The sequence below is a fragment of the Burkholderia sp. SR8 genome, assembly GCF_052851275.1.
On record NZ_JAULUC010000025.1, the window covers coordinates 16,022 to 36,752 of the forward strand.

The 20,731-nt window shown below is 68.9% G+C and carries 19 protein-coding genes; 11 read left to right on the top strand and 8 right to left on the bottom strand.

Annotation, left to right across the window (positions count from 1 at the left end; all coding sequences use genetic code 11):
- Window positions 1-106: 106 nt before the first annotated feature.
- Window positions 107-868: a metalloprotease LoiP gene (gene loiP / locus Q3A80_RS25730; RefSeq protein ID WP_446331629.1), complete on the top strand. Its 762-nt coding sequence runs from the start codon at window positions 107-109 to the stop codon at window positions 866-868.
- 126 nt (window positions 869-994) lie between these two features.
- Here loiP and Q3A80_RS25735 read toward each other — a convergent pair whose 3' ends face one another.
- From Q3A80_RS25735 to Q3A80_RS25750, 4 genes are read right to left on the bottom strand one after another with little or no spacing between them, the layout of a single operon-like run.
- Window positions 995-2,695 (bottom strand): lactate permease LctP family transporter, encoded by a 1,701-nt coding sequence (locus Q3A80_RS25735; protein ID WP_446331630.1) that lies wholly within the window; start codon window positions 2,693-2,695, stop codon window positions 995-997.
- A 50-nt stretch (window positions 2,696-2,745) separates the two neighbouring features.
- Window positions 2,746-4,191, bottom strand: coding sequence for a LutB/LldF family L-lactate oxidation iron-sulfur protein (locus Q3A80_RS25740; RefSeq protein ID WP_446331631.1), 1,446 nt, complete (start codon window positions 4,189-4,191; stop codon window positions 2,746-2,748).
- Window positions 4,188-4,937: a LutC/YkgG family protein gene (locus tag Q3A80_RS25745; protein WP_446331632.1), complete on the bottom strand. Its 750-nt coding sequence runs from the start codon at window positions 4,935-4,937 to the stop codon at window positions 4,188-4,190. The genes Q3A80_RS25740 and Q3A80_RS25745 overlap by 4 nt, the downstream gene beginning before the upstream one ends.
- Complete coding sequence (locus Q3A80_RS25750) at window positions 4,934-5,734, bottom strand: (Fe-S)-binding protein (protein ID WP_446331633.1); 801 nt, start codon at window positions 5,732-5,734, stop codon at window positions 4,934-4,936. Before Q3A80_RS25750 ends, Q3A80_RS25745 begins: the two co-directional genes overlap by 4 nt.
- 133 nt (window positions 5,735-5,867) lie before the next feature.
- Here Q3A80_RS25750 and Q3A80_RS25755 point away from each other — a divergent pair, with 133 nt between their 5' ends.
- The 5 genes from Q3A80_RS25755 to Q3A80_RS25775 all read left to right on the top strand — a co-directional run bounded on the left by Q3A80_RS25755 (window position 5,868) and on the right by Q3A80_RS25775 (window position 11,613).
- Window positions 5,868-6,584 (top strand): FadR/GntR family transcriptional regulator, encoded by a 717-nt coding sequence (locus tag Q3A80_RS25755; RefSeq protein WP_446331634.1) that lies wholly within the window; start codon window positions 5,868-5,870, stop codon window positions 6,582-6,584.
- A 216-nt stretch (window positions 6,585-6,800) separates the two neighbouring features.
- Window positions 6,801-8,423 carry a phospholipase D family protein gene (locus Q3A80_RS25760; RefSeq protein ID WP_446331635.1) on the top strand — a complete coding sequence of 541 codons (1,623 nt, stop codon included), beginning with the start codon at window positions 6,801-6,803 and terminating at the stop codon, window positions 8,421-8,423.
- 255 nt (window positions 8,424-8,678) lie between these two features.
- Window positions 8,679-9,452: a class II aldolase/adducin family protein gene (locus Q3A80_RS25765; RefSeq protein WP_446331636.1), complete on the top strand. Its 774-nt coding sequence runs from the start codon at window positions 8,679-8,681 to the stop codon at window positions 9,450-9,452.
- Between the two features lie 585 nt (window positions 9,453-10,037).
- Window positions 10,038-10,472: a CHRD domain-containing protein gene (locus Q3A80_RS25770; RefSeq protein WP_446331637.1), complete on the top strand. Its 435-nt coding sequence runs from the start codon at window positions 10,038-10,040 to the stop codon at window positions 10,470-10,472.
- 178 nt (window positions 10,473-10,650) lie between these two features.
- A complete protein-coding gene (locus tag Q3A80_RS25775; RefSeq protein ID WP_446331638.1) occupies window positions 10,651-11,613 on the top strand; it encodes an alpha/beta hydrolase in 963 nt (320 codons plus the stop codon).
- Here the strand turns inward: Q3A80_RS25775 and Q3A80_RS25780 are convergent.
- Window positions 11,583-12,425 (bottom strand): EcsC family protein, encoded by an 843-nt coding sequence (locus Q3A80_RS25780; protein WP_446331639.1) that lies wholly within the window; start codon window positions 12,423-12,425, stop codon window positions 11,583-11,585. The two genes, Q3A80_RS25775 and Q3A80_RS25780, sit on opposite strands and share 31 nt — an antisense overlap.
- A gap of 109 nt (window positions 12,426-12,534) precedes the next feature.
- On the opposite strand from Q3A80_RS25780, the gene Q3A80_RS25785 reads away from it, so the two are divergent.
- Together Q3A80_RS25785 and Q3A80_RS25790 are read left to right on the top strand one after the other, a co-directional pair.
- Complete coding sequence (locus Q3A80_RS25785) at window positions 12,535-14,130, top strand: MDR family MFS transporter (RefSeq protein ID WP_446331640.1); 1,596 nt, start codon at window positions 12,535-12,537, stop codon at window positions 14,128-14,130.
- A gap of 34 nt (window positions 14,131-14,164) precedes the next feature.
- Window positions 14,165-14,611, top strand: coding sequence for a MarR family winged helix-turn-helix transcriptional regulator (locus Q3A80_RS25790; RefSeq protein WP_446331641.1), 447 nt, complete (start codon window positions 14,165-14,167; stop codon window positions 14,609-14,611).
- Window positions 14,612-14,731: 120 nt separating this feature from the next.
- Here Q3A80_RS25790 and Q3A80_RS25795 read toward each other — a convergent pair whose 3' ends face one another.
- Window positions 14,732-15,313: a DJ-1/PfpI family protein gene (locus tag Q3A80_RS25795; protein ID WP_446331642.1), complete on the bottom strand. Its 582-nt coding sequence runs from the start codon at window positions 15,311-15,313 to the stop codon at window positions 14,732-14,734.
- A 171-nt stretch (window positions 15,314-15,484) separates the two neighbouring features.
- Window positions 15,485-16,765 carry an amino acid deaminase gene (locus Q3A80_RS25800; protein ID WP_446331643.1) on the bottom strand — a complete coding sequence of 427 codons (1,281 nt, stop codon included), beginning with the start codon at window positions 16,763-16,765 and terminating at the stop codon, window positions 15,485-15,487.
- Window positions 16,766-16,884: 119 nt separating this feature from the next.
- Between Q3A80_RS25800 and Q3A80_RS25805 the strand changes: the two genes are divergently transcribed.
- The 3 genes from Q3A80_RS25805 (at window position 16,885) to Q3A80_RS25815 (ending at window position 19,780) form a co-directional block, all read left to right on the top strand.
- Entirely contained in the window at window positions 16,885-17,823 is a 939-nt protein-coding gene (locus Q3A80_RS25805) for a MurR/RpiR family transcriptional regulator (protein WP_446331644.1), read from the top strand.
- A 2-nt stretch (window positions 17,824-17,825) separates the two neighbouring features.
- Complete coding sequence (locus Q3A80_RS25810; protein WP_446331645.1) at window positions 17,826-19,307, top strand: N-acyl-D-amino-acid deacylase family protein; 1,482 nt, start codon at window positions 17,826-17,828, stop codon at window positions 19,305-19,307.
- Window positions 19,308-19,393: 86 nt separating this feature from the next.
- Window positions 19,394-19,780 carry a RidA family protein gene (locus tag Q3A80_RS25815; protein WP_446331646.1) on the top strand — a complete coding sequence of 129 codons (387 nt, stop codon included), beginning with the start codon at window positions 19,394-19,396 and terminating at the stop codon, window positions 19,778-19,780.
- A 111-nt stretch (window positions 19,781-19,891) separates the two neighbouring features.
- On the opposite strand, the gene queF is transcribed toward Q3A80_RS25815, so the two are convergent.
- Window positions 19,892-20,722: an NADPH-dependent 7-cyano-7-deazaguanine reductase QueF gene (queF, locus tag Q3A80_RS25820; RefSeq protein ID WP_446331647.1), complete on the bottom strand. Its 831-nt coding sequence runs from the start codon at window positions 20,720-20,722 to the stop codon at window positions 19,892-19,894.
- Window positions 20,723-20,731 lie beyond the last annotated feature (9 nt).

Sequence of the window (20,731 nt, forward strand, 5' to 3'; positions counted from 1 at the left end):
CGCGTCGGTCGGTAATCAACCTGTCATTCGATGTAAACATCTGGTAATTTTCTGCCGGATTATGCAAAATCGCCGCTCCCAAATACTAACTACCGAGGGATCCGGGATGCATATCAAGAAAGCGGCGGCAGCGTGTGGCATGGCGTTCCTGTTGAGCGCATGCGGCGGCGTGCAGAATCTCGACGCAAACAGCCTGACGTCGGCGGGGACCAACCTGTTCAAGGCCGCGACGCTGTCCGACAGCGACATCGCGGCACTGTCGAACGACTCGTGCAAGGCGAGCGACGCCGAATCGAAGATCGCCGCGCCGAACAGCGCGTACGCGAAGCGCCTGACGAAGGTGATGAAGGGCTTCGGCGACATGACGCTGAACGGCCAGAAGATCAACTACAAGGTCTACATGACCAAGGACGTCAACGCGTGGGCGATGGGCAACGGCTGCGTGCGCGTGTACAGCGGCCTGATGGACATGATGAACGACGACGAACTGCGCGGCGTGATCGGTCATGAGATGGGCCACGTCGCACTCGGCCACTCGAAGAAGGCGATGCAGACGGCGTACGCGGTGAGCGCGGCGCGTACCGCGGCCGGCGCGGCTTCGCCGGGCGTCGCGGCGCTGACGAGCTCGCAGCTCGGCGACATCACCGAGAAGTTCATCAACGCGCAGTTCTCGCAGACGCAGGAAAGCGCGGCCGACGACTACTCGTTCGACCTGATGAAGCAGAAGAACATGAACCAGAAGGGCCTCGTCACCGCGTTCCAGAAGCTCGCGCAGCTCGACGGCGGCAAGAGCTCGATGATGAGCTCGCACCCGTCGTCGACGAGCCGTGCGCAGCACATCCAGGATCGCATCGCGAAGGGCAGCTGATCGCCGGTCGTGGCGCCGGTTGATCGGGCGCCTGCGATCGCGATGACGTGGTAGAAAACCCCACGCTCGGTCACGGGCGTGGGGTTTTGTCTTTCGGCGGCAACGAAAGCCGCCGCGCCGCTTCGCTTACGGCACCATCCCCGGCAGCACGTACGCCTGCACCAGCGTGATCACGCCGACGATCACCGCGAACAGCAGGCTGTGGCGCACCGTGAAGCGGAACAGCTCCGACTCCTTGCCGACGAGGCCCGTCGCCGCACACGCAACGGCGATCGACTGCGGCGAGATCATCTTCGCGGTCACGCCGCCGGTCGTGTTAGCGGCGACCGCGAGCGTCTCCGGCACGCCGAGCTGGTGCGCGGTCGCCTGCTGCAGCGAGCAGAACAGCGCGTTCGACGACGTGTCGGAGCCGGTCAGGAACACGCCGAGCCAGCCGAGGAACGGCGAGAAGAACGGGAACGCGGCACCGGTCGCGGCCAGCATCAGCGCGAGCGTCGACGACATCCCCGAGTAGTTCGCGACGAACGCGAATGCGAGCACGAGGCCGATCGACAGGATCGGGCGCGTGAGCTCCTTCAGCGTCTCGCCGAACGTGACGAGTGCGTCGCGCGGCTTCATCCGCAGCAATGCCATCGAGATCAGCGCGGTCACGAGGATCGCGCTGCCGACCGCCGACACGAGATCGATCTTCAGCACGGCATCGAGCGCCTTCGGCGTCGCGGCGATCGGCGCGGTTTTCACGACCAGCTGATCGAGCCCGGCCACGTGGAACTTCAGCACGGTCGACGCGAGCGCGCCGTGCGCGGCGAACAGCGCCTTGAACGGCGCGATGCTCCACACGGTGACGACGGCCGTCAGGATCAGGAACGGCGACCACGCGCGCACGGTCTGCGCGAGCGTGTACGGCGACGCCTGGCGGCTCGTGCCCGACCCGCTGCCGCCCGCGCCGAACCCCGCGAGCGCTGCACCGCCGCCGGACGCGACGATCCCGCCGGCCGTCTGCTTCACACTGCTCGGCTGCCAGACCTTCAGGAACGCGGCGAGCGACACGAGGCTGACGAGCGACGACGTGATGTCCGGCAGCTCGGGCCCGATATGGTTCGACGTGAAGTACTGCGTGACCGCGAAGCTGCCGCCCGCGACGAGCGCGGCCGGCCAGGTCTGCCGCACGCCGCGCAGCCCGTCCATCATGAACACGAGCCAGAACGGCACCGCGAGCGACAGCAGCGGCAGCTGGCGGCCGGCCATTGCGCCGATGTGGAACGCGTCGATGCCCGTCACCTGCCCGGCGACGATGATCGGAATGCCCATCGCGCCGAACGCGACCGGCGCGGTGTTTGCGATCAGGCACAGTCCGGCCGCGTGCAGCGGCTTGAAGCCGAGGCCCACGAGCAGCGCGGCCGTGATCGCGACGGGTGCGCCGAAGCCGGCCGCGCCTTCGAGAAACGCGCCGAACGAGAAGCCGATCAGCAGCATCTGCAGCCGCTGGTCGTCGGTGATCGACAGCACCGACGCGCGGATGATGTCGAACTGGCCGGTCTTCACGACGATCTTGTACAGGAACACGGCCGCGACGATGATCCACGCGATCGGCCACAGCCCGTAGGCAAAGCCGAAGCCGGCCGCCGCGAGCGCCTGCGGCACGGGCATCCGGTACGCTAGGATCGCGACGCCGAGCGACAGCAGCAGCGTGATCGCGGCGGCGACGTGCCCCTTCATCCGCAGTGCGGCGAGCGCGACGAAAAAGAAGATGATCGGAATTGCGGCGACGAACGCCGACAGCCCGAGGCTGCCGAGCGGCGTGTAGATCTGATGCCAAACCTGCATGGGTGTCTCCTCCATGGATTGCTATCGGTACGGGTTTGAAAGCGGGGTGTCTATTCGGGCTGCCCGCGTGCGCGCAGCAGGTCGGACAGGCTGCGCGGCGCGGGCTCGAGCGGCGTGCGGTGCCGGGTCCAGCCCATCTGCTTCGAGGGCGTCAGCGCACGCAGCCGCGTCGCGGCCCAGCGGAACGCGCGATACGCGCGCGGATGCGCGAATGCGCCCGACCAGAAGCGCCACACGAGGTCTTCCGCGCGGGTGTAGTTCGCGCCCTGGCCGCGCAGCGGATGCGCGACGGGTTCGTCGGGCGCGCGGTTCGCCTCGGTGCGCAGCCGCACGAGCAGCTGCGGAATCGGAATCCGCACCGGGCACACCTCGCCGCATGCGCCGCACAGCGTCGACGCGGTCGGCAGGTCGGCCGTCGCGTCGAGGCCGAGCAGGTGCGGCGAGATGATCTTGCCGATCGGGCCCGGGTAGGTGGTGCCGTATGCGTGGCCACCGATCCGCGTATAGACGGGGCAATGGTTCATGCATGCGCCGCAGCGGATGCACTGCAGCGTCGCGCGCAGCTGTTCGTCCGCGTAGGCCTGCGTGCGGCCGTTGTCGAGCAGCACGAGATGCAGCTCGCGCGGGCCGTCGCGTTCGCCGTCGCGGCGCGGGCCCGAGATCAGGTTGAAGTACGTCGTGATCGCCTGGCCGGTGGCCGAGCGCGTGAGCAGGCTCGACAGCGGCACGATGTGCTCGAGTTTCTCGACGACCTTCTCGATCCCCATGATCGCGACGTGCGTGTCGGGCACCGTGGTCGACAGCCTGCCGTTGCCTTCGTTCTCGACGAGCCACAGCGTGCCCGTGTCGGCCGCCGCGAAGTTCACGCCGGACAGGCCGATGTCCGCTTCGGCGAACGCGCGGCGCAGCGCGCGCCGGCCCGTCTGGATCAGCTCGTCGACGTCTTCCGTGTAGCGCGCGTCCGGGATGTGCGCCTCGAACAGCTCGGCGATGTCGCCGCGCGTCTTGTGGATCGCCGGCATCACGATGTGCGACGGCTTCTCGCCCGCGAGCTGCACGATGAACTCGCCCATGTCGGACTCGATGCAGTCGACGCCGTGATCCGCGAGGTAATGGTTCAGCTCGATTTCCTCGCTCGCCATCGACTTGCCCTTGATCACGCGGCGCGCGTTGTTCGCCTGCGCGATGGCGAGCACGATCGCGTTCGCGTCGGCGGCCGTCTCGGCCCAGTGCACGTGCACGCCGGCCGCGGTGAGCTTCGCCTCCAGCCGCTCGAGCAGCGCGGGCAGTTGCGCGAGCGCATGCTGCCGCACCGCTTCGCCGAGATCGCGCAGCTGCTGCAGCTCGGTGTCGTCGGGGAACTGGGCCGCGCGCTTGCCCTGCAGGAAGTCCATCGCGCCGCGGAAGCTGCGGCGCAGCGCCGGATCGTCGAGCGCGGCGCGCGCGCGGGTCTTGAAGTCGCCGGGGGCGACGAATTGCAGCGGTTGGTCGCTCATCGCGGCAGGTCCTGGCAAGCGGTTGCGGGCGGTGCGCCGGTCGATCCGCCGGTCGGTTCGCCGTTCGGTTCGGTGACGATCACGACCCACAGGCGGCGCGGGCCGTGCGCGCCGTACGCCAGCGTCTGCTGGATATCGGATGTCTTCGACGGCCCCGACACCAGCACGACGTTGGTCGGCATGCCGGCGTGCCAGCGCTCCGCATGCACGGCCGCGTGAAGGTCCGCGTGCAGCGTGCTCGCATGCACGAGCGCGACGTGCAGCGGCGGCACCAGCGACACCGTGCGCGGTGTGCCGGCATCGGGCGCGAGCACGACGGTGCCGGTCGCCGCGATGCCCGATCGCGCGACGGTGAAGCCGGCGTCGATGGTGTCGAACAGCTCGGTTTTCCACGCGTCGATCGGCCGGTCGAACGGCACCGGCACGACGGCGTCGGGTAGCGCCTGCGCGAGCGCCGCCGATTCGGCGCGGGCCGGATCGAGCAGCAGGCGGCGCACGCCGGCGTCGGCCAGCCGCGCGGCAAGCTGCGCGGGCCATGCGTCGGCGGCCGCGCACCAGACTTCGGCGTGCGACGCTGCGAGCGCGGCCTGCATCGTCCGCGCGAGCGCATCAGGGGCGCGGGCGACCGGCGCACGCCGCGCCGCGTAGTGCGTATCGATGCGCGCATCGAGTGCAGACGCGGCGTTCGTCGCGACGCCCGGTGCGGCGGCGCGCAGCCGCGCGAGGATCGCGTCGCGCGCGCTCATTGCGAATCTCCGCGCAGCGAGCCGGCCCCTGCCGTGCGGCGCCACAGGAAGCTCGCGAGATGCTCGACGGGCAGCGCTGCGCCCGCTCGGTCGGCCGCGTGACCGATGTTCAGCAGGCAACCGCAGTCGGCCGACACGAGCCGGTCGCAGCCGGTCGCGCAGGCGGCGGCGACCTTGTCGCGCACCATCGCGCCGGAGATGTCGGGGTGCTTCAGCGAGAACGTGCCGCCGAAGCCGCAGCATTCCGGTTCGCGTTCGTGTTCGAGGCGCGTGACGCCCGGCAGCGCATCGACGAGCGCGACGCCGTGCACGCGCGTGCCCATCTCGCGGCGGGCCGCGCACGACGTGTGCAGCACCACGCGCTCGTCCGGGGCGGCGTTGACCGCGACGCGGTCGAGCCGCACGTCCAGCACGTTGACGAGGAATTCGGCGAGTTCGTAGGTGCGCTCCGCGATCGCGCGGGCCTTCGGGCCGTGCACCGGATCGTCGGCGAACAGCGCCGGCCAATGGTGCCGGATCATGCCCGCGCACGAGCCCGACGGCACGATCACCGGCCACTGTTGCGCAAACAGGTCGAGCTGCGCGGCCGCGACGCGGCGCGCTTCGTCGGGATTGCCGCTGCTGTACGCCGGCTGCCCGCAGCAGCTCTGGCCGCGCGGATAGTGGACGGTCAGCCCTTCGCGTTCGAGCAGGCGCACTGCGTCGAGCCCGGCTTCGGGGACGAACAGGTCGACCAGGCAGGTCGCGAACAGATACACGTGCGCGGGGGCGGCGGCGGGGTAGTGCCTTTCGTTCATGTCTCGCTCCAGGGGCGCCGGTCCCGCATGCGAACGCGGGACGACGATTTCGCTGCATAATTCCCGCGACGGCGCCGCAGCTCAAATTGGTTGGGCCAATCGGCGCGGCAGGCATGCGGATGGAGACACGACGATGGCGGCGATGACGGCACGGGGCCGGACCGAAGTGGTGATGCGCAAGATCGAGACGGCGCTGCTCGACGGCACGTGGCCGGCCGGCGCGCGGCTGCCGGCCGAGCGCGTGCTCGCGCAGCAGTACGGCGTCGCGCGCAACACGGTGCGCGAGGCGACCCAGCGGCTCGTCGCGCGCGGGCTGCTGCAGAGCCGGCGCGGTGCGGGCGTGTACGCGACGGACCAGTTGCGTGCGGGCATCGCGTCGCCGTGGGGCCAGCTGGTCGCCGACCACCCGGCGCTGCGCGACGACATCCTCGAATTCCGCCGCGTGCTCGAAGGCGCGACCGCGTATTTCGCCGCGCTGCGCGCCGATGCGAACGACCGGCGCCGGATCCGCGCGTTGCTGCGCGAGCTCGAAACCGCGCACGCGAACGACGATGCGGCCGTCGAGGCGTCGACCGACGCGAAGCTGCACGAGGCGATCGCGCTCGCGTCGCACAACACGATGTTCCTGCATCTGCATACGAGCGTGATAGGGATGCTGCGCGAGCACATCTCGATCAACGTCGCGGGGATGACGACGTGCGACGAGCAGGCATCCGAGCTGCTGTTGCTGCAGCACCGCGTGGTCTGCGACGCGATCTGCGCGCAGCGGCCCGAGGAGGCGCGAACCGCGATGCAGACCCATATCGACTACGTGCGCAGCCATTTCGAGCGAAGCGGCGAAATGTCGTGAAATTGGTTGGACCATGGTCGCCGCCGACGTGTACGGCGGGCGCTCGCGCATCGCGAGCCGCCGTGCGTGGCGCGCGCTGCGGCCCCGCGGCGGCGCCTGCGCCCGTCGTGCGATTGACCGGTTCGTCGGGCGCCCACTAGAATCGGCCGGAACTGCCCGTCAGCCGCGCGCCGCGGCGATTACGTGCCCATTGATCCGATTGTCGAGGAAGCCTCCGTGCTCACGTCTTTGATCCGGCGCGCACCGGCCGCGCTGTCGTGGCGCGCCGTGTGCCGCCCGGCCCGCGCGCTTGTCGTGTGCGCGCTGCTGCCGCTCGTCGCCTGCGCAACGCACCCGCCCGCCACGTCGCTCGATCGTCCCGTCTCCCACGCGCTGTCGGTCGACACCGCGACGCCGCTGCGCGACGCGCTGGCCGCGCCGGAAGCCGCGCATCCGGGGCAGTCCGGCTTCCGGCTGCTCGCCGACGGCGCGACCGCGTTGCAGATGCGCATCGCGCTCGCGCGGGCGGCGACCAGGACGCTCGACATGCAGTACTACATCGCGACCGAGGATACGACCGGCAAGCTGCTGCTAGGCGCGGCGCTGTACGCGGCCGATCGCGGCGTGCGCGTGCGGATGCTGGTCGACGACCTGAACTTCGACGACATCGACCGCGTGATGGCCGCGCTGAATACGCACCAGAACATCGAGATCCGCGTGTTCAATCCGTTCGGCGCATCGCAGCGCGGGATGTTCGAGCGCACGACCAACTTCTTCACGCGGATCGACAGCTTCACGCGCCGGATGCACAACAAGGCGATGATCGCGGACAACCAGCTCGCGATCGTCGGCGGCCGCAATCTCGGCGACGAATACTTCAGTGCGAGCCCGACGCTGCAGTTCCGCGATCTCGACGTGCTCGCGGCCGGGCCGGTGACGCACGACATCTCGAAGAGCTTCGACGATTACTGGGCGAGCGCTAGCAGCTACCCGCTGCGCGTGCTCAATCACCAGAAGTTCGATCCGAAGGATCTCGACGCGATGCGCGACGAGCTGCGCGAGCACTGGCGCAAGAACGCCGATCCGTACAACGCGAAGCCGCTGAACGCGACGCCGCTCGCGAGGCAGATCGCGCGCGACGAGCTCGAGCTCGTGTGGGCGCCGGCCGAATTCAAGGTCGATGCGCCGGACAAGGTCGCGCGGCCGACCGGCACGTACGTGAGCCCGCCGATGCAGCGCCTCGCCGACCTCACGCGCGGCGCGCGCACGGAATTCCTCGCGTTTTCGCCGTATTTCGTGCCGCACGACACCGGCGTGAAGATCCTCGGCGACACGGCCGCGCGCGGGGTGCGCGTCGCGATCGTGACGAATTCGCTCGCCGCGACCGATGCGGTCGCGGTGCAGGCCGGCTACGCGCCGTACCGCATACCGTTGCTGCAGCGCGGCGTGGAGCTGTACGAATTCAAGGCGCAGGCCGACCAGGCGCCCCCGCGGCTGTTCGGTTCGCGCTCGCGTGCAAGCCTGCATTCGAAGGCGTACGTGATCGACCGGCAAATCCTCGTGATCGGTTCGCTGAACCTCGACCCGCGCTCCGCGTACCTGAACACCGAACTCGCGCTCGTGATCCACAGCCCGGTGCTCGCGCAGCAGGCCGCGGCGATCTTCGCGCGCGTCACGCAGCCTGACGAAAGCTACCGCGTGACGCTCGCGAAGCAGCCGGACGGCAGCGCGCCCGCGCTCGAATGGACGGGTACCGACGGCGGCCAGACCACCACCTACCACGTCGACCCGCATGCGGGGCTGCTGCGCAACGTGATGACGGGCATCTTCACGCTGCTGCCGGTCGACGACCAGTTGTAAGGGCGGGAACGGCTCCGGCAAAACCCGCGATACCGGTGCGCGGGCAAAGGTGATATGGTTGCGTACGCAACGATATGCGTATCGTGAAGGCACCGGCGAACGGCCCGCGCAATGCGGGTCGGAGCAGTGCCGAACGCCGCGCCGCACGCGCCCGCGCGCCATGCACGCCATGCGCGGGGTCCGGCGCCAGCAGACGATGGACGATGCGCGCCGCCGCCCGCGCGACCGCGCGCCCGCCCGCAACCGGAGTGCCCCATGCAACGTGTACCGAACCAGCCGTTCACGCGGCCCGCCCGTTTCTCCGAAGCCGAATGGCAGGCGCGCGTGCAGCTCGCGGCCGCCTACCGGATCTTCGATCATCTCGGCTGGACCGAGCTGATCTACAACCACATCTCGCTGCGCGTGCCGGGCGAGGACGGCCATTTCCTGATCAATCCGTTCGGGCTCCATTACCGCGAAGTCTGCGCGTCGAACCTCGTGAAGATCGACATCGACGGCAACGTGATCGGCCATTCCGACTGGCCGATCAACCCGGCGGGCTTCACGTTCCACAGCGCGATCCATGCGGCGCTGCCGGACGCGCATTGCGTGATGCACGTGCACACGACGCCGACGATGGCCGTGTGCTGCTCGCGCGACGGGCTGTCGTTCTCCAACTTCTACTCGGCGCAGCTGTACGGCAAGATCGCGTATCACGACTTCGAGGGCATCACCGTGCATCTCGACGAAGGGCGGCGCATCGTCGACAGCGCCGGCGGGCGGCCCGTGCTGCTGCTGCGCAATCACGGACCGGTGACGATCGGCGCGACGCTCGCGCAGACCTTCTCGCTGATGTGGCTGCTCAATCGCGCGTGCGAGGTGCAGGTCGCGACCCACGCGATCGGCGACGCATTGCCGATCGCGCCGGCGGTGCTCGAGGGCTGCGTGCGCGATTCGCTGAATTTCGACCCGAAGCATGGCGCGGGACAGGACGCGTTCGACGCGCTGCAACGCATCGTCGATCGCATCGATCCCGGCTATCGCGCGTGATGCGCGATTCGGGGCGCGGCGGCTGGAAGCGATAGCCACGTGATGCGGGTGAGCCAGCGATCGGGAATCCGGTAGCCGGCCGGGATCGACACGATGCCGGAGATGCACCCGTCGCCGGACCCCGGCTGGCCTGTGCGATTGCGCTGGTCGACCGTGAGATACGCGCCCGCGCCGACGGACGGCGTGACGTTGTCGTCAGCGCAACAACCTGTTACGCGTCGTGACACCATGCCGACGCGGCGAGCGTCGATGCATCGACCGGCGGCGGCAATCGATTCGCGATGCTTGGCAATTCGCGGCGACGACTCCGCACGACGAGATCCGCTGCCGCGCGGTGCAGGCAAAAAAAACGCGGCCGGACGGCCGCGTGAATACTCGCAGACTCCTTCGGACGAAGGAAACAAGCAACTGTGAGACGCAGTGTAGCGAAAGGCCGCGTGCGGATTCAGGGGTTCCGCTGCAAAGGTCTCTTCCAGGTTCCGGCAGGCTGACGGCCGGCGCAGGGGCTGCCGGATCGGCGGCGATCGACTACCATCATGGAGCGCCCCCGGCCGGGCGGCGTACCACGTCGTACAAGGAGGATTCATGCCGAAGCTGCGTTTGCTCCAGGTGGCGTTGCTCGCGGGCGTCCTGGCCGCCGGCAGTGCCGCCGCCGAAACGGTGCGTCTGTCCGCCAGCCTGCAGCCGTCGAGCGAGGTGCCGCCCACCACGACGAAAGGCTCCGGCACGGTCGATGCCACCTACGACACGGCCACCCGCATGCTGCGGTGGACGGTGACTTACGACCACCTCACCGGCCCGGCGACCGCCGCGCACTTCCACGGGCCCGCGTCGGTCGGCCAGAACGCGGGCGTGCAGGTGCCGATCCCGAAGGACGAGCTCGCGAGCCCGATCAAGGGTGCGAAGGAGCTGACCGACGCGCAGGTGACCGACCTGATGGGCGGCAAGTGGTATTTCAACGTGCATACGAAGGAGCATCCGGCCGGCGAGATCCGCGGCCAGGTGATGCCGGCGAACTGAGGCCGGCGAGCGGATGCTTGCGAACCGGGCGGGGCGGGGCGGGGAGGATCGGCGCCGGCGTCGAAGTGCGTGCGGACGCCTAAGCCCGGGCGCCGGCGTTTGATATAGAGGCTCCCGTCGAGCGGCGCGGCGACGATCGCACGTACCATCGTCACACTGCGATGACGGAGTGTGTTCGATGAGTTGGCAAAGCAAGTTCGCGTGCTGGCTGCTGCGCTGGCAGTTTCGTCCCGAGACCCTGCGCCCGGTGCTCGACCCTGCCCGCGCGCGGCGCTTCACCGACCTGAGGATGTACGTGCCGCGCCGCGCGCCGTCGGGCTACCGGCTGCGCGAATGCTACGGGCCCGGCGACGCGCCGCTGCGCGGCGAATGGCTCGAACGCTCCGACGCGGTCGCGTCTCGCGGGCCCGGCCGCACGCTGCTGTATTTCCACGGCGGCGGCTACTACTTCTGTTCGACGAAAACCCATCGGCCGCTCGTGTTCCGGCTGACCCGGCGCGCCGGCGTGCGCTCGTTCTCGCTCGACTACCGGCTCGCGCCCGAAAACCGCTTCCCGGCGGCACTCGACGACGCGCTGGCCGCGTACCGGCAACTGCTCGCGTTCGGCACGCCGCCCGAAGCGATCGTGTTCGGCGGCGATTCGGCGGGCGGCGGTCTCGCGCTCGCGACGCTCGTCGCGCTGCGCGATCGCGGCGAGCCGTTGCCGGCCGGCGCGATCCTGTTCTCGCCGTGGACCGATCTCGCCGGCACCGGCGCCACGATGCGCAGCAACGACGGCCGCGACCCGATGTTCGCGGCGGCGGCGCTGCCGAAGGCGGCGAAGCTGTATCTGGGCGATACGCCCGCGACGCATCCGTATGCGTCGCCGCTGTATGCGAATCTCGCCGGGCTGCCGCCGCTCTTCATCCAGGCCGGCAGCACCGAGGTGCTGCTCGACGATGCGCGCCGCGTCGCCGACAGCGCGAAGGCAGCCGGCGTGCCGGTCGAGTTCGAGGTGTGGCCCGACATGCCGCACGTGTGGCAGCTGTATACGCCGATGGTGCCGGAGTCGCGCGACGCGCTCGATCGCGCGGCCGCGTTCCTGCGCCGCGTCGCGGTCGAGCGCGCGGTTCAGCGCGCGGGCGAGCCGTCGATCGCCTGATACGCGGCCTTCACGGCCACCGAGCCGTACTTGCGCTCGAGCCGGCGCACGGTGAAGTGGCCGTGCGCCATCTGCTGGAAGTGGTCGATGAACAGCGTGTTGACGGTCGCGCCGAGCACTGCGCCGATCGCCGGAATCGACTTCGCGGCCATCTGCTCGGTGACCTGCACCGAGAAGCGCGATGCGACCGTCTGCACGAGCTTGAACACCGCCGCCGAGCCGTGCGCGGCGATCCCTTTCGTCGTGATGTCCGACGACGCCTTCGAAATCGCCTGCGCGAGCGCGCCGCGCAGCACGAAATAGCCGAGATCGGCGTCCTCCTCCTGCTTGTCCGCGCTGCCGCCCATGCCGAGCACGGCCAGGCATTGCAGCTGCGTATCCACCGAACCGAGATCCTCGCCCTCGCTACGCGCGATGTCGCACACCGAGCGGAAGATCAGCGTGGTCGTCACCGGCAGTTCGACCGGCAGCGCGAGAAAGCCGAACGCGCCGCCGGCGGCGCCGGTGGTCGCGACCGCGAGCTTGTGCAGCAGGTTGCTCGGCTTCTCCGGCTCGGCATCGGGCGTCTGCGGCTTGCCGAGCGTGCGCAGCGCGATGTTCAGGCACTTGCGCAGCGCGAGCTGCGTCGCGTCGTTGATCTTGCCGGTGGCGAAATCGGGCAGCCGCGCGATCATCTTCTCGACCGGCGCACCCAGCACGCCCGTGAGCTTCATCGTCAGCGACGGGCTTTCCAGCACCTGCTTCGCGCGCCGCAGCGCGTCCTGGTCCTCCGGCGACAGCGTCGCCGCAGGCGTGATTGAAATCGGTTCCATCTTTCTCCTTGGCGGCCGGAACGGGCCCGGACCTTCGCCAGCCTAGATTACTCCGGCGTGCTACAATTTTGAGATTGTTTGACTCGTCAAAAGTTGCATCAACAAAAAAATGGCCGTCCACACTGCCGCCCACCATTCGAGCGGGCAAGTTCTGCCGTTCCGCGAATCGCTGCTCGCGATGATCGGGATCTCGTTCGTCACCATGCTGGTCGCGCTCGACCAGACCGTCGTCGGCACCGCGTTGCCGACCATCGTCGCCGAACTGCGCGGCTTCGACCTGTACGCGTGGGTCGCGACCTCGTACCTGCTCAGTTCCGTGATTACCGTGCCGATCTTCGGCCGCCTCGGCGACTACTACGGCAGAAAGCCGTTCGTGATCGCGTCGATCGTCGTGTTCACCGGCGCGTCGGTGCTGTGCGGGATGGCCAACGACATGCTGTACCTCGTGCTCGCGCGCGGACTGCAGGGGATCGGCGGCGGCATGCTGGTCGGCACCGCGTTCGCGTGCATTCCGGACCTGTTCCCCGATTCCGTCGTGCGGCTGCGCTGGCAGGTGCTGATGAGCTCCGCGTTCGGCATCGCGAACGCGATCGGGCCGTCGCTGGGCGGGTTCCTGACGCAGTCGTTCGGCTGGCGCTCGGTGTTCTACGTGAACCTGCCGATCGGCATCCTGTCGCTGTTCTTCGTGTGGCGCTACCTGCCGCACCTGCGGCACGTCGAACACGACCGCAAGATGCGGCTCGACTGGCCCGGCGCGCTGCTGATCGCGCTGTCGCTCGGCGCGCTGCAGCTGTTCGTCGAATGGCTGCCGAAATACGGCGTGATGAGCTGGGCGTCGCTGCTGCTGGTCGTCGCGGTCGCTGCCGGCGTCGGCTTGTGGCATTGGGAAAAGCGCTGCGCGCAGCCGATTCTGCCGTTCGACATGTTCGGCAACCGTGCGCTGTCCGCGCTGTTCGTGCTCGCGATCCTCGCCGGCTTCTCGATGTTCTCGCTGCTGTTCTACGCGCCGCTGCTGTTCCAGGGCGGCTTCGGGATGTCGCCGAAGGAAGCGGGGCTCGTGATCACGCCGCTCGTCGTGTTCATCACGATCGGCAGCATCATGAATGGCCGCGTCGTCACGCGCATCCGCAATCCGAACGCGATGCTGCACGTCGGTTTCGTGCTGTTCGCGATCGCGTGCGCCGGGATCGTCGTCGCGACGCACCACACGCCGACCTGGGTGCTGATGGCTCTGATGGTCGCCGGCGGCATCGGGCTCGGCTTCGTGCTGCCGAACCTGACCGTGTTCGCGCAGCAGACGGCCGGCCGCGAGCATCTGGGCATCGCGACCGCGCTGCTGCAGTCGCTGCGGATGGTCGGCGGGATGATCGGCACCGCGCTGACCGGCACGCTCGTCAACCAGCTGTATTCGAGCGGCGTGCGCGATGCGCTGTCGAGCGACCACGCGCTGCAGTGGCATGCGCAACTCGCCGATCCGCAGATCCTGATCGATCGCGCCGCGCAGGGCGGTCTCGTCGCGGAGCTGACCCGTGCCGGGCATAATGGCGCGCTGCTGCTGGAAGCGGCCCGCGAATCGCTGGTCGGCGCGATTCACCTCGGTGTCGCGATGGCGGCCGTCGTCGCCGTGGTGTCGGTGTGGCAGTGCCGCCGCGTGCCGCCGATCGCGCTGCGGCACAAGATCGAGCCGCATGTCGCGGCCGATTGATCGATTCACCGATTGAACCAACAGAACTGAGCGCATGGAAGAACAGGACCGCGTCGCGATCTTGCAGCAATTCGGACGCACGTATCGCGCGTTCATGACCGCATTCGAAACGCACGTCGGGCAGCCGATGCCGCGCTGGCGGATCATGGTCGCGCTGCACACGATGGGCGGGCATTCGTCGCAGAAGAAGCTCGTCGAGGTGTTGCGCATCGATCCGGGCGCGCTCACGCGCCAGCTGAAGTCGCTCGACGCGCTGGGCTGGATCGAGCGCGCGTCCGATGCGCGCGACAACCGCGTGACCAACGTCACGCTGACCGCCGACGGCCGCGCCGCGTTCGACGCATGCCTGCCGCGCCGCAAGGCGTTCATCGATCAGACGATGGCGCAACTGCCGGACGACGTGCTGACCGCGCTGTCGGGCGCGCTGGCGATGCTGGAGTCGCGGATCGCGGACGTCGGCTCGACGCCGGCGCCGCACTGACGAAGCGTACGGCGGCGCGCTGCGCCGGCGTTCGCAGGGCCGGCGCGGCACCGGGCGCGTACGCACCCGGCCGCCGGCCGGCGTTTCACTTCATTTCATTTCGATTCATTCGAACGTTGTTCACAGCTCGATGCGCGTGCCCAGCAGCGCGAGGAACTGCGCGAGCCATGCCGGATGCGCGGGCCATGCGGGTGCGGTGACGAACGGCGCGTCGGTCACGGCCGCATCGACCGGGATGTCCGCATATTCGCCGCCGGCGAGCTTCACTTCGGGCGCGCAGGCCGGGTAGGCCGAGATGCGCTTGCCGCGGATCACGTCGGCGGCCGCCAGCAGTTGCGCCGCGTGGCAGATCGCGGCGATCGGCTTGCCGGCTTCCGCGAACGCGCGCACCAGCGCGATCACCTTCGGATCGAGACGCAGGTATTCGGGCGCGCGGCCGCCCGCGATCGCGAGCGCGTCGTAGCTTGACGCATCGACGTCGTCGAACGACGCGTTCAGCGTGAAGTTGTGGCCCGGCTTTTCGGTGTAGGTCTGGTCGCCTTCGAAATCGTGGATCGCGGTCTTGACCTTGTCGCCCGCGCGCTTGCCCGGACAGACCGCGTCGACGTGGTGGCCGACGGCCTGCAGCGCCTGGAACGGCACCATCGTTTCGTAGTCTTCGGCGAAATCGCCGGTCAGGAACAGGATCTTCTTCGCGGCCATGGCTTTCTCCATTGAACAGCGTTGAGGGTCCGTTCGCGCCGTGTACGGCAGACGGTGCAACGGCGGCGAAGCGGCCCCGAGGACGAAAGCGCAGTGTACTCCGGCAGATTGAAGCGCGCGTGACGACCGCCCCGCGCGGCGGCGGGGCGGCCCGGCGGCGCGTGACAGGCGTCAGAAGAACGTTTCGACGACTTCCGTCACGCGGAACTGCGGATCGAGGACGAGCAGCTGGCGCCACTTGTCGAACGTCAGGCACGGGTGCGAGATGTCGAACGCGACCATGTCGCCGACCTTCACGTCCGCGCCCGGCGGGATCTGCAGGTACGCGTGCTGGTCCATCATCCCGGTGACGGCCCAGCCTTCGCTCGCGGCGACGTCGCGCGGCGCGCTGTCGCGGCCCGGGCGGAAGTGGCGCGCGGGCTCCGGCAGGCCCGCGTCGAACGCCGCGTCGCGCTTGCCGAGCGCGATGATCGCGCGGTCGGCTTCCGGCACCGACTGCACGTACGCCCACAGCTGCAGCGCCGGCAGCAGCCCTTCGCCCATCCGGCGCGCGATCGGGTTGCGCGCGAACACGTCCGTCTGCGCCTTCTTGTAGATGCCGACGTCGTGCGTCAGATAGCAGCCCGGACGCAGCACGATTTCCGCGAAACCGGCATCGGACGCCTTCGCGAATTCCTCTGCGACCACGTCGTACCACGCCGAGCCGGCACCCGACAGGATCGCCGGCGTGCGCGCGAAGCGGCCGGCTTCCGCGAGTTCGCGCGTGAGCGCGACCGCGTCCTGCAGGAACGCGCGGATCTCGCCTTCCTCCTTCAGCACGCCTTCGTAGAGTTCGATGCCGGCCAGCTTCAGCGTGTCCGGATAGCGCGCGATGGCATCGAGCACGGCCTGGCGCTGCACTGCATCGCGCACGCCCGCACGGCCGCCCGGCACGCCCAGTTCGATCAGCACGTTCAGCGTCTTCTTCGCGTCGCCGAAGAAGCGGCCGAGCTGGTCGACGCTGTCCGCCGAATCGACGAGGCAGAAGAATTCGAAGTCGGGATCGGACAGCAGCCCGGCGATGATCGTCATGTTCTGGCGGCCGACCAGCTGGTTCGCGAGCAGCACGCGCCGCACGCCGCCGTGATACGCGGCCTGCGTCTGGTGCGCGGTCGCGAGCGTGATGCCCCACGCGCCCGCGGCGAGCTGGCGGCGGAACAGTTGCGGCGCCATCGTCGTCTTGCCGTGCGGCGCGAACTGCGCGCCATACTGCTGGACGAATGCCTGCATCCAGTTCAGATTGTGTTCGATGCGGTCCGCGTACAGCACGGCGGCCGGCAGGCTCACGTCTTCCGCGAGCAGGTTCCACTCGAGGCGGGCTGCGTCGTCGAGCGGCACGCTCGCGCTCGGCAGGTTGCCGAGACCCTTGCCCAACGGATTGATTGTCGGTTCCTGATAGTTTGTAACTTTCATCTCATCCCGCTCCATCATCACGATGCATTGCACTGAAGTTGACATGCAGATGGTACAGAAAGTAGCATCGGCGCGGTGATGTTATTTAGTAACATAGAGCTTCGCACCCTTTTCCGCAGATGAATACGCCCGTGATTCCGTCCGCTCCGTCCGCCGCCGATCCGCACGCCGCGCCGCCCGCCCAGCCGGTCCTCGACATCGTCGCGCGGATCGCCGAATGCGCGCCCGAGCTGCGCGAAGCGGAACGCAAGGTCGCCGCGTTCATCCTCGCCGATCTCGCGCGCGCCGCGCATGCGAGCATCGGCGCGCTGGCCCGCGACGCGGAAGTGAGCGTCGCGACGGTCACGCGTTTCGCGAAGGCCGTCGGCTGCCGCGACGTGCGCGAACTGAAGGTGCTCGTCGCGCAGGCAGCGGCCGTCGGCCAGCGCTTTCTCGCGCCGTCCGACGCGCACCCCGGCGAAGACGCGAGCGCGGCATCGGTCGTCTACGACGAGATCCGCGTCGCGCTCGCGCACAACCACCAGTTGCTGCGCAACACGTCGTTCGACGCGGCTGCCGACCTGCTCGCCGGCGCGAAGATGATCTACGTGTACGGGCAGGGCGGCGGCTCGACCGCGCTTGCGGACGAACTCCGCTTCCGGCTCGTGCGCTTCGGCCGGCCGGTCGCGAGCTACCAGGACAGCCTGCTGCAGCGGATGGTGTCGGCCACGCTGTCGCGCGACGCCGTGGTCGTCGCGCTGTCGGTGAGCGGGCGCGTGCCCGAGCTGCTCGAAAGCTGCCGCCTCGCGAAGCGCTACGGCGCGACGCTGATCGCGATCACCGCGCCGGCGTCGCCGCTCGCGAAGCTCGCCGACCACCTGATCCCGGTCGTCGCGTTCGAAACCGATTTCATTTACAAGCCTTCGACATCGCGCTACGCGATGATGATGGCGATCGACGTGCTCGTCACCGGAGTCGCATTGCGGCTCGGCGATGCGGGCCGAGAATCGCTGCGCCGCATCAAGCATGCGCTCGATGCGCACCGCGGCGGCGGAGACCGTCAACCGGTAGGAGACTGACCATGCATTCGCATCCCGAAGCCGCCGATACGCTGATCGTCGGCGCGCAGCTGTACGACGGCACCGGCGCGCCGCCCGTCACGCGCGACGTCGCGATCCGCAACGGCGTGATCGCGGCGATCGGCAACCTGTCGAACTGGCTCGCCGAGACCGTCGTCGATGCGAACGGCCGCGCGCTCGCGCCGGGCTTCGTCGACGTGCACACGCACGACGACACGCACGTGATCCGCGCGCCCCAGATGCTGCCGAAGATTTCGCAGGGCGTGACGACCGTGATCGTCGGCAACTGCGGGATCAGCGCGTCGCCGGTCACGCTCGCGGGCGACCCGCCCGACCCGATGAACTTGCTCGGCGATCGCGACGCGTTCCGCTACCCGACCTTCGCCGCCTATGTCGCGGCCGTCAACGATGCGCGTCCGGCCGTGAACGTCGCGGCGCTCGTCGGCCACACCGCGCTGCGCAACAACCAGATGGACCGCCTCGACCGTGCGGCGACCGACGGCGAGATCGCCGGGATGCGCACGCAGCTCGAGGAGGCGCTCGCGAACGGCGCGCTCGGGCTGTCGTCGGGCCTCGCGTACGGTTCCGCGTTCGCGGCGCCGGCCGAGGAAGTGATGGCGCTCGCCGAGCCGCTCGCGAATGCCGGTGCGCTGTACACGACGCACATGCGCACCGAGTTCGACGCGATCCTCGACGCGATGGACGAGGCGTACCGCGTCGGGCGCCACGCGCAGGTGCCGGTCGTGATCTCGCACCTGAAGTGCGCGGGCCCGTCGAACTGGGGGCGCAGCACCGAGGTGCTCGCGTCGCTCGAAGGCGCGCGCCGCTACCAGCCGGTCGGCTGCGACTGCTATCCGTACAGCCGCAGCTCGTCGACGCTCGACCTGAAGCAGGTGACGGGCGACATCGACATCACGATCACGTGGTCGGAGCCGCATCCGGAAGTCGCCGGCAAGCTGCTGAAGGCGATCGCCGCCGACTGGGGCGTGACCGAGCAGGAGGCCGCGCAGCGGATCCGCCCGGCCGGCGCGGTGTACCACAACATGTCCGAGGACGACGTGCGCCGGATCCTGTCGCACCCGGCGACGATGGTCGGCTCGGACGGCCTGCCGAACGATCCGCTGCCGCATCCGCGGCTGTGGGGCGCGTTCCCGCGCGTGCTCGGCCATTACGTGCGCGACACGAACCTGCTGCCGCTCGAGGAGGCGATCCGCAAGATGACGTCGCTGTCCGCGCGCCGCTACGGGATCGCGCGGCGCGGCGAGGTGCACGTCGGCTATCACGCGGATCTCGTGCTGTTCGATCCGGCGCGCGTGATCGATGCGGCGACGTTCGACAAGCCGCAGCAACCCGCGCACGGGATCGACGCGGTCTGGGTGAACGGCGTGCTGACCTACGAGAACGGGCAGGCGACCGGCGAGCGCGCGGGCGGTTTCGTCGCGCGCGGCGAACGCGCGCCGGCGAGTGCCGACGCCGCGTTCTGAGCGCGGCGCGTCAGCCGATATTCCGCGTGCGCCGCATCCGGCGCGCGCATTCGCAACGAAACGGAACTGAAACAGGAGTGAAAACGATGAAGCGATATGGCGTAGGCGAAGCGAAGGGCACCGGCGGCCAGGTGATGCCGTTTGCGCGTGCGGTCGAGGCCGACGGCTGGCTGTACGTGTCGGGCCAGACGCCGATGGTGAACGGCGAGGTCGTCGAAGGCGGGATCGTCACGCAGTCGAAGCAGGCGATCGAGAACGTGATCGCGATCCTGAAGGAGGCCGGCTACGGCCTCGAGCACGTCGTGCGCTGCGGCGTGTGGCTCGACGACGCACGCGATTTCGCGTCGTTCAACAAGGTGTTCATTTCGTACTTCGGCGAGAATCCGCCGGCCCGTGCCTGCGTGCAGTCGAGCATGGTCATCGACTGCAAGGTCGAAGTCGATTGCATCGCTTACAAGGCGCCGGTGAAGTAACGCGTTCGCGCTGCCGCGGCACACAGTGAAACAGCCCCGCCGGCGCGAGCCGCGGGGCTGTTTCGTTTGCGCTTGCCGTGGCGACGGGCGACTGCGGCCCGTCGCCGGCCATCACTGCCGCGCCGTCCGCGCGTTATCCGGCATCGGCTGGTTGTAGTTGGTACGGAACGGATTGATGTCGAGCCCGCCGCGGCGCGTATAGCGCGCATACACCGCGAGCTTCACCGGTTTGCACGCATGCAGGATGTCGAGGAAGATGCGCTCGACGCACTGCTCGTGAAACCCCGTGTGATTGCGGAACGAGATGATGTAGCGCAGCAGCCCCGCATGATCGATCTGCGGGCCGACGTAATGGATCTGCACGCTGCCCCAATCGGGCTGGCCCGTGACCGGGCAGTTCGAGCGCAGCAGGTCGGATACGAGCGTTTCCTCGACCGGCGCTTCGTCCTCGGCGTCGGCGGCCGACAGCAGCGACGGATCCGGTTCGTACACGTCGGTGTCGAGATCGAGCCGGTCGAGCGACAGCCCGTCGAGCTCTTCCATCTCGAGCTTGCCGAAATCGTGCGGCGACACGAGCTGCACCGACACGCTCGCGCCGCACGCGGCCGACACGTCGCGCTTCAGCACGTCGCGCACCGCGTCGACCGAGTCGAACTTCGATTGCGCGAACGAACCGAGATACAGCTTGAACGACTTCGATTCGACGATGTTCGGCGATTCGGCCGGCACGAAGAACGTCGCGACCGCGAGCTGCGGCTTGCCGCGCGCATTGAGCCACGACAGCTCGTATGCGTTCCAGATGTCGGTGCCGAAGAACGGCAGCGCGGACGTGATGCCGAGCTGCTCGCGCGCGCCCGCGCGCGGGATCGGAAACAGCAGCGACGCGTCGTACTGCGCCGCGTAGACGGTCGCCTTGCCGAGCGGGGAATGTTCGGGATTCATTGCACGAAG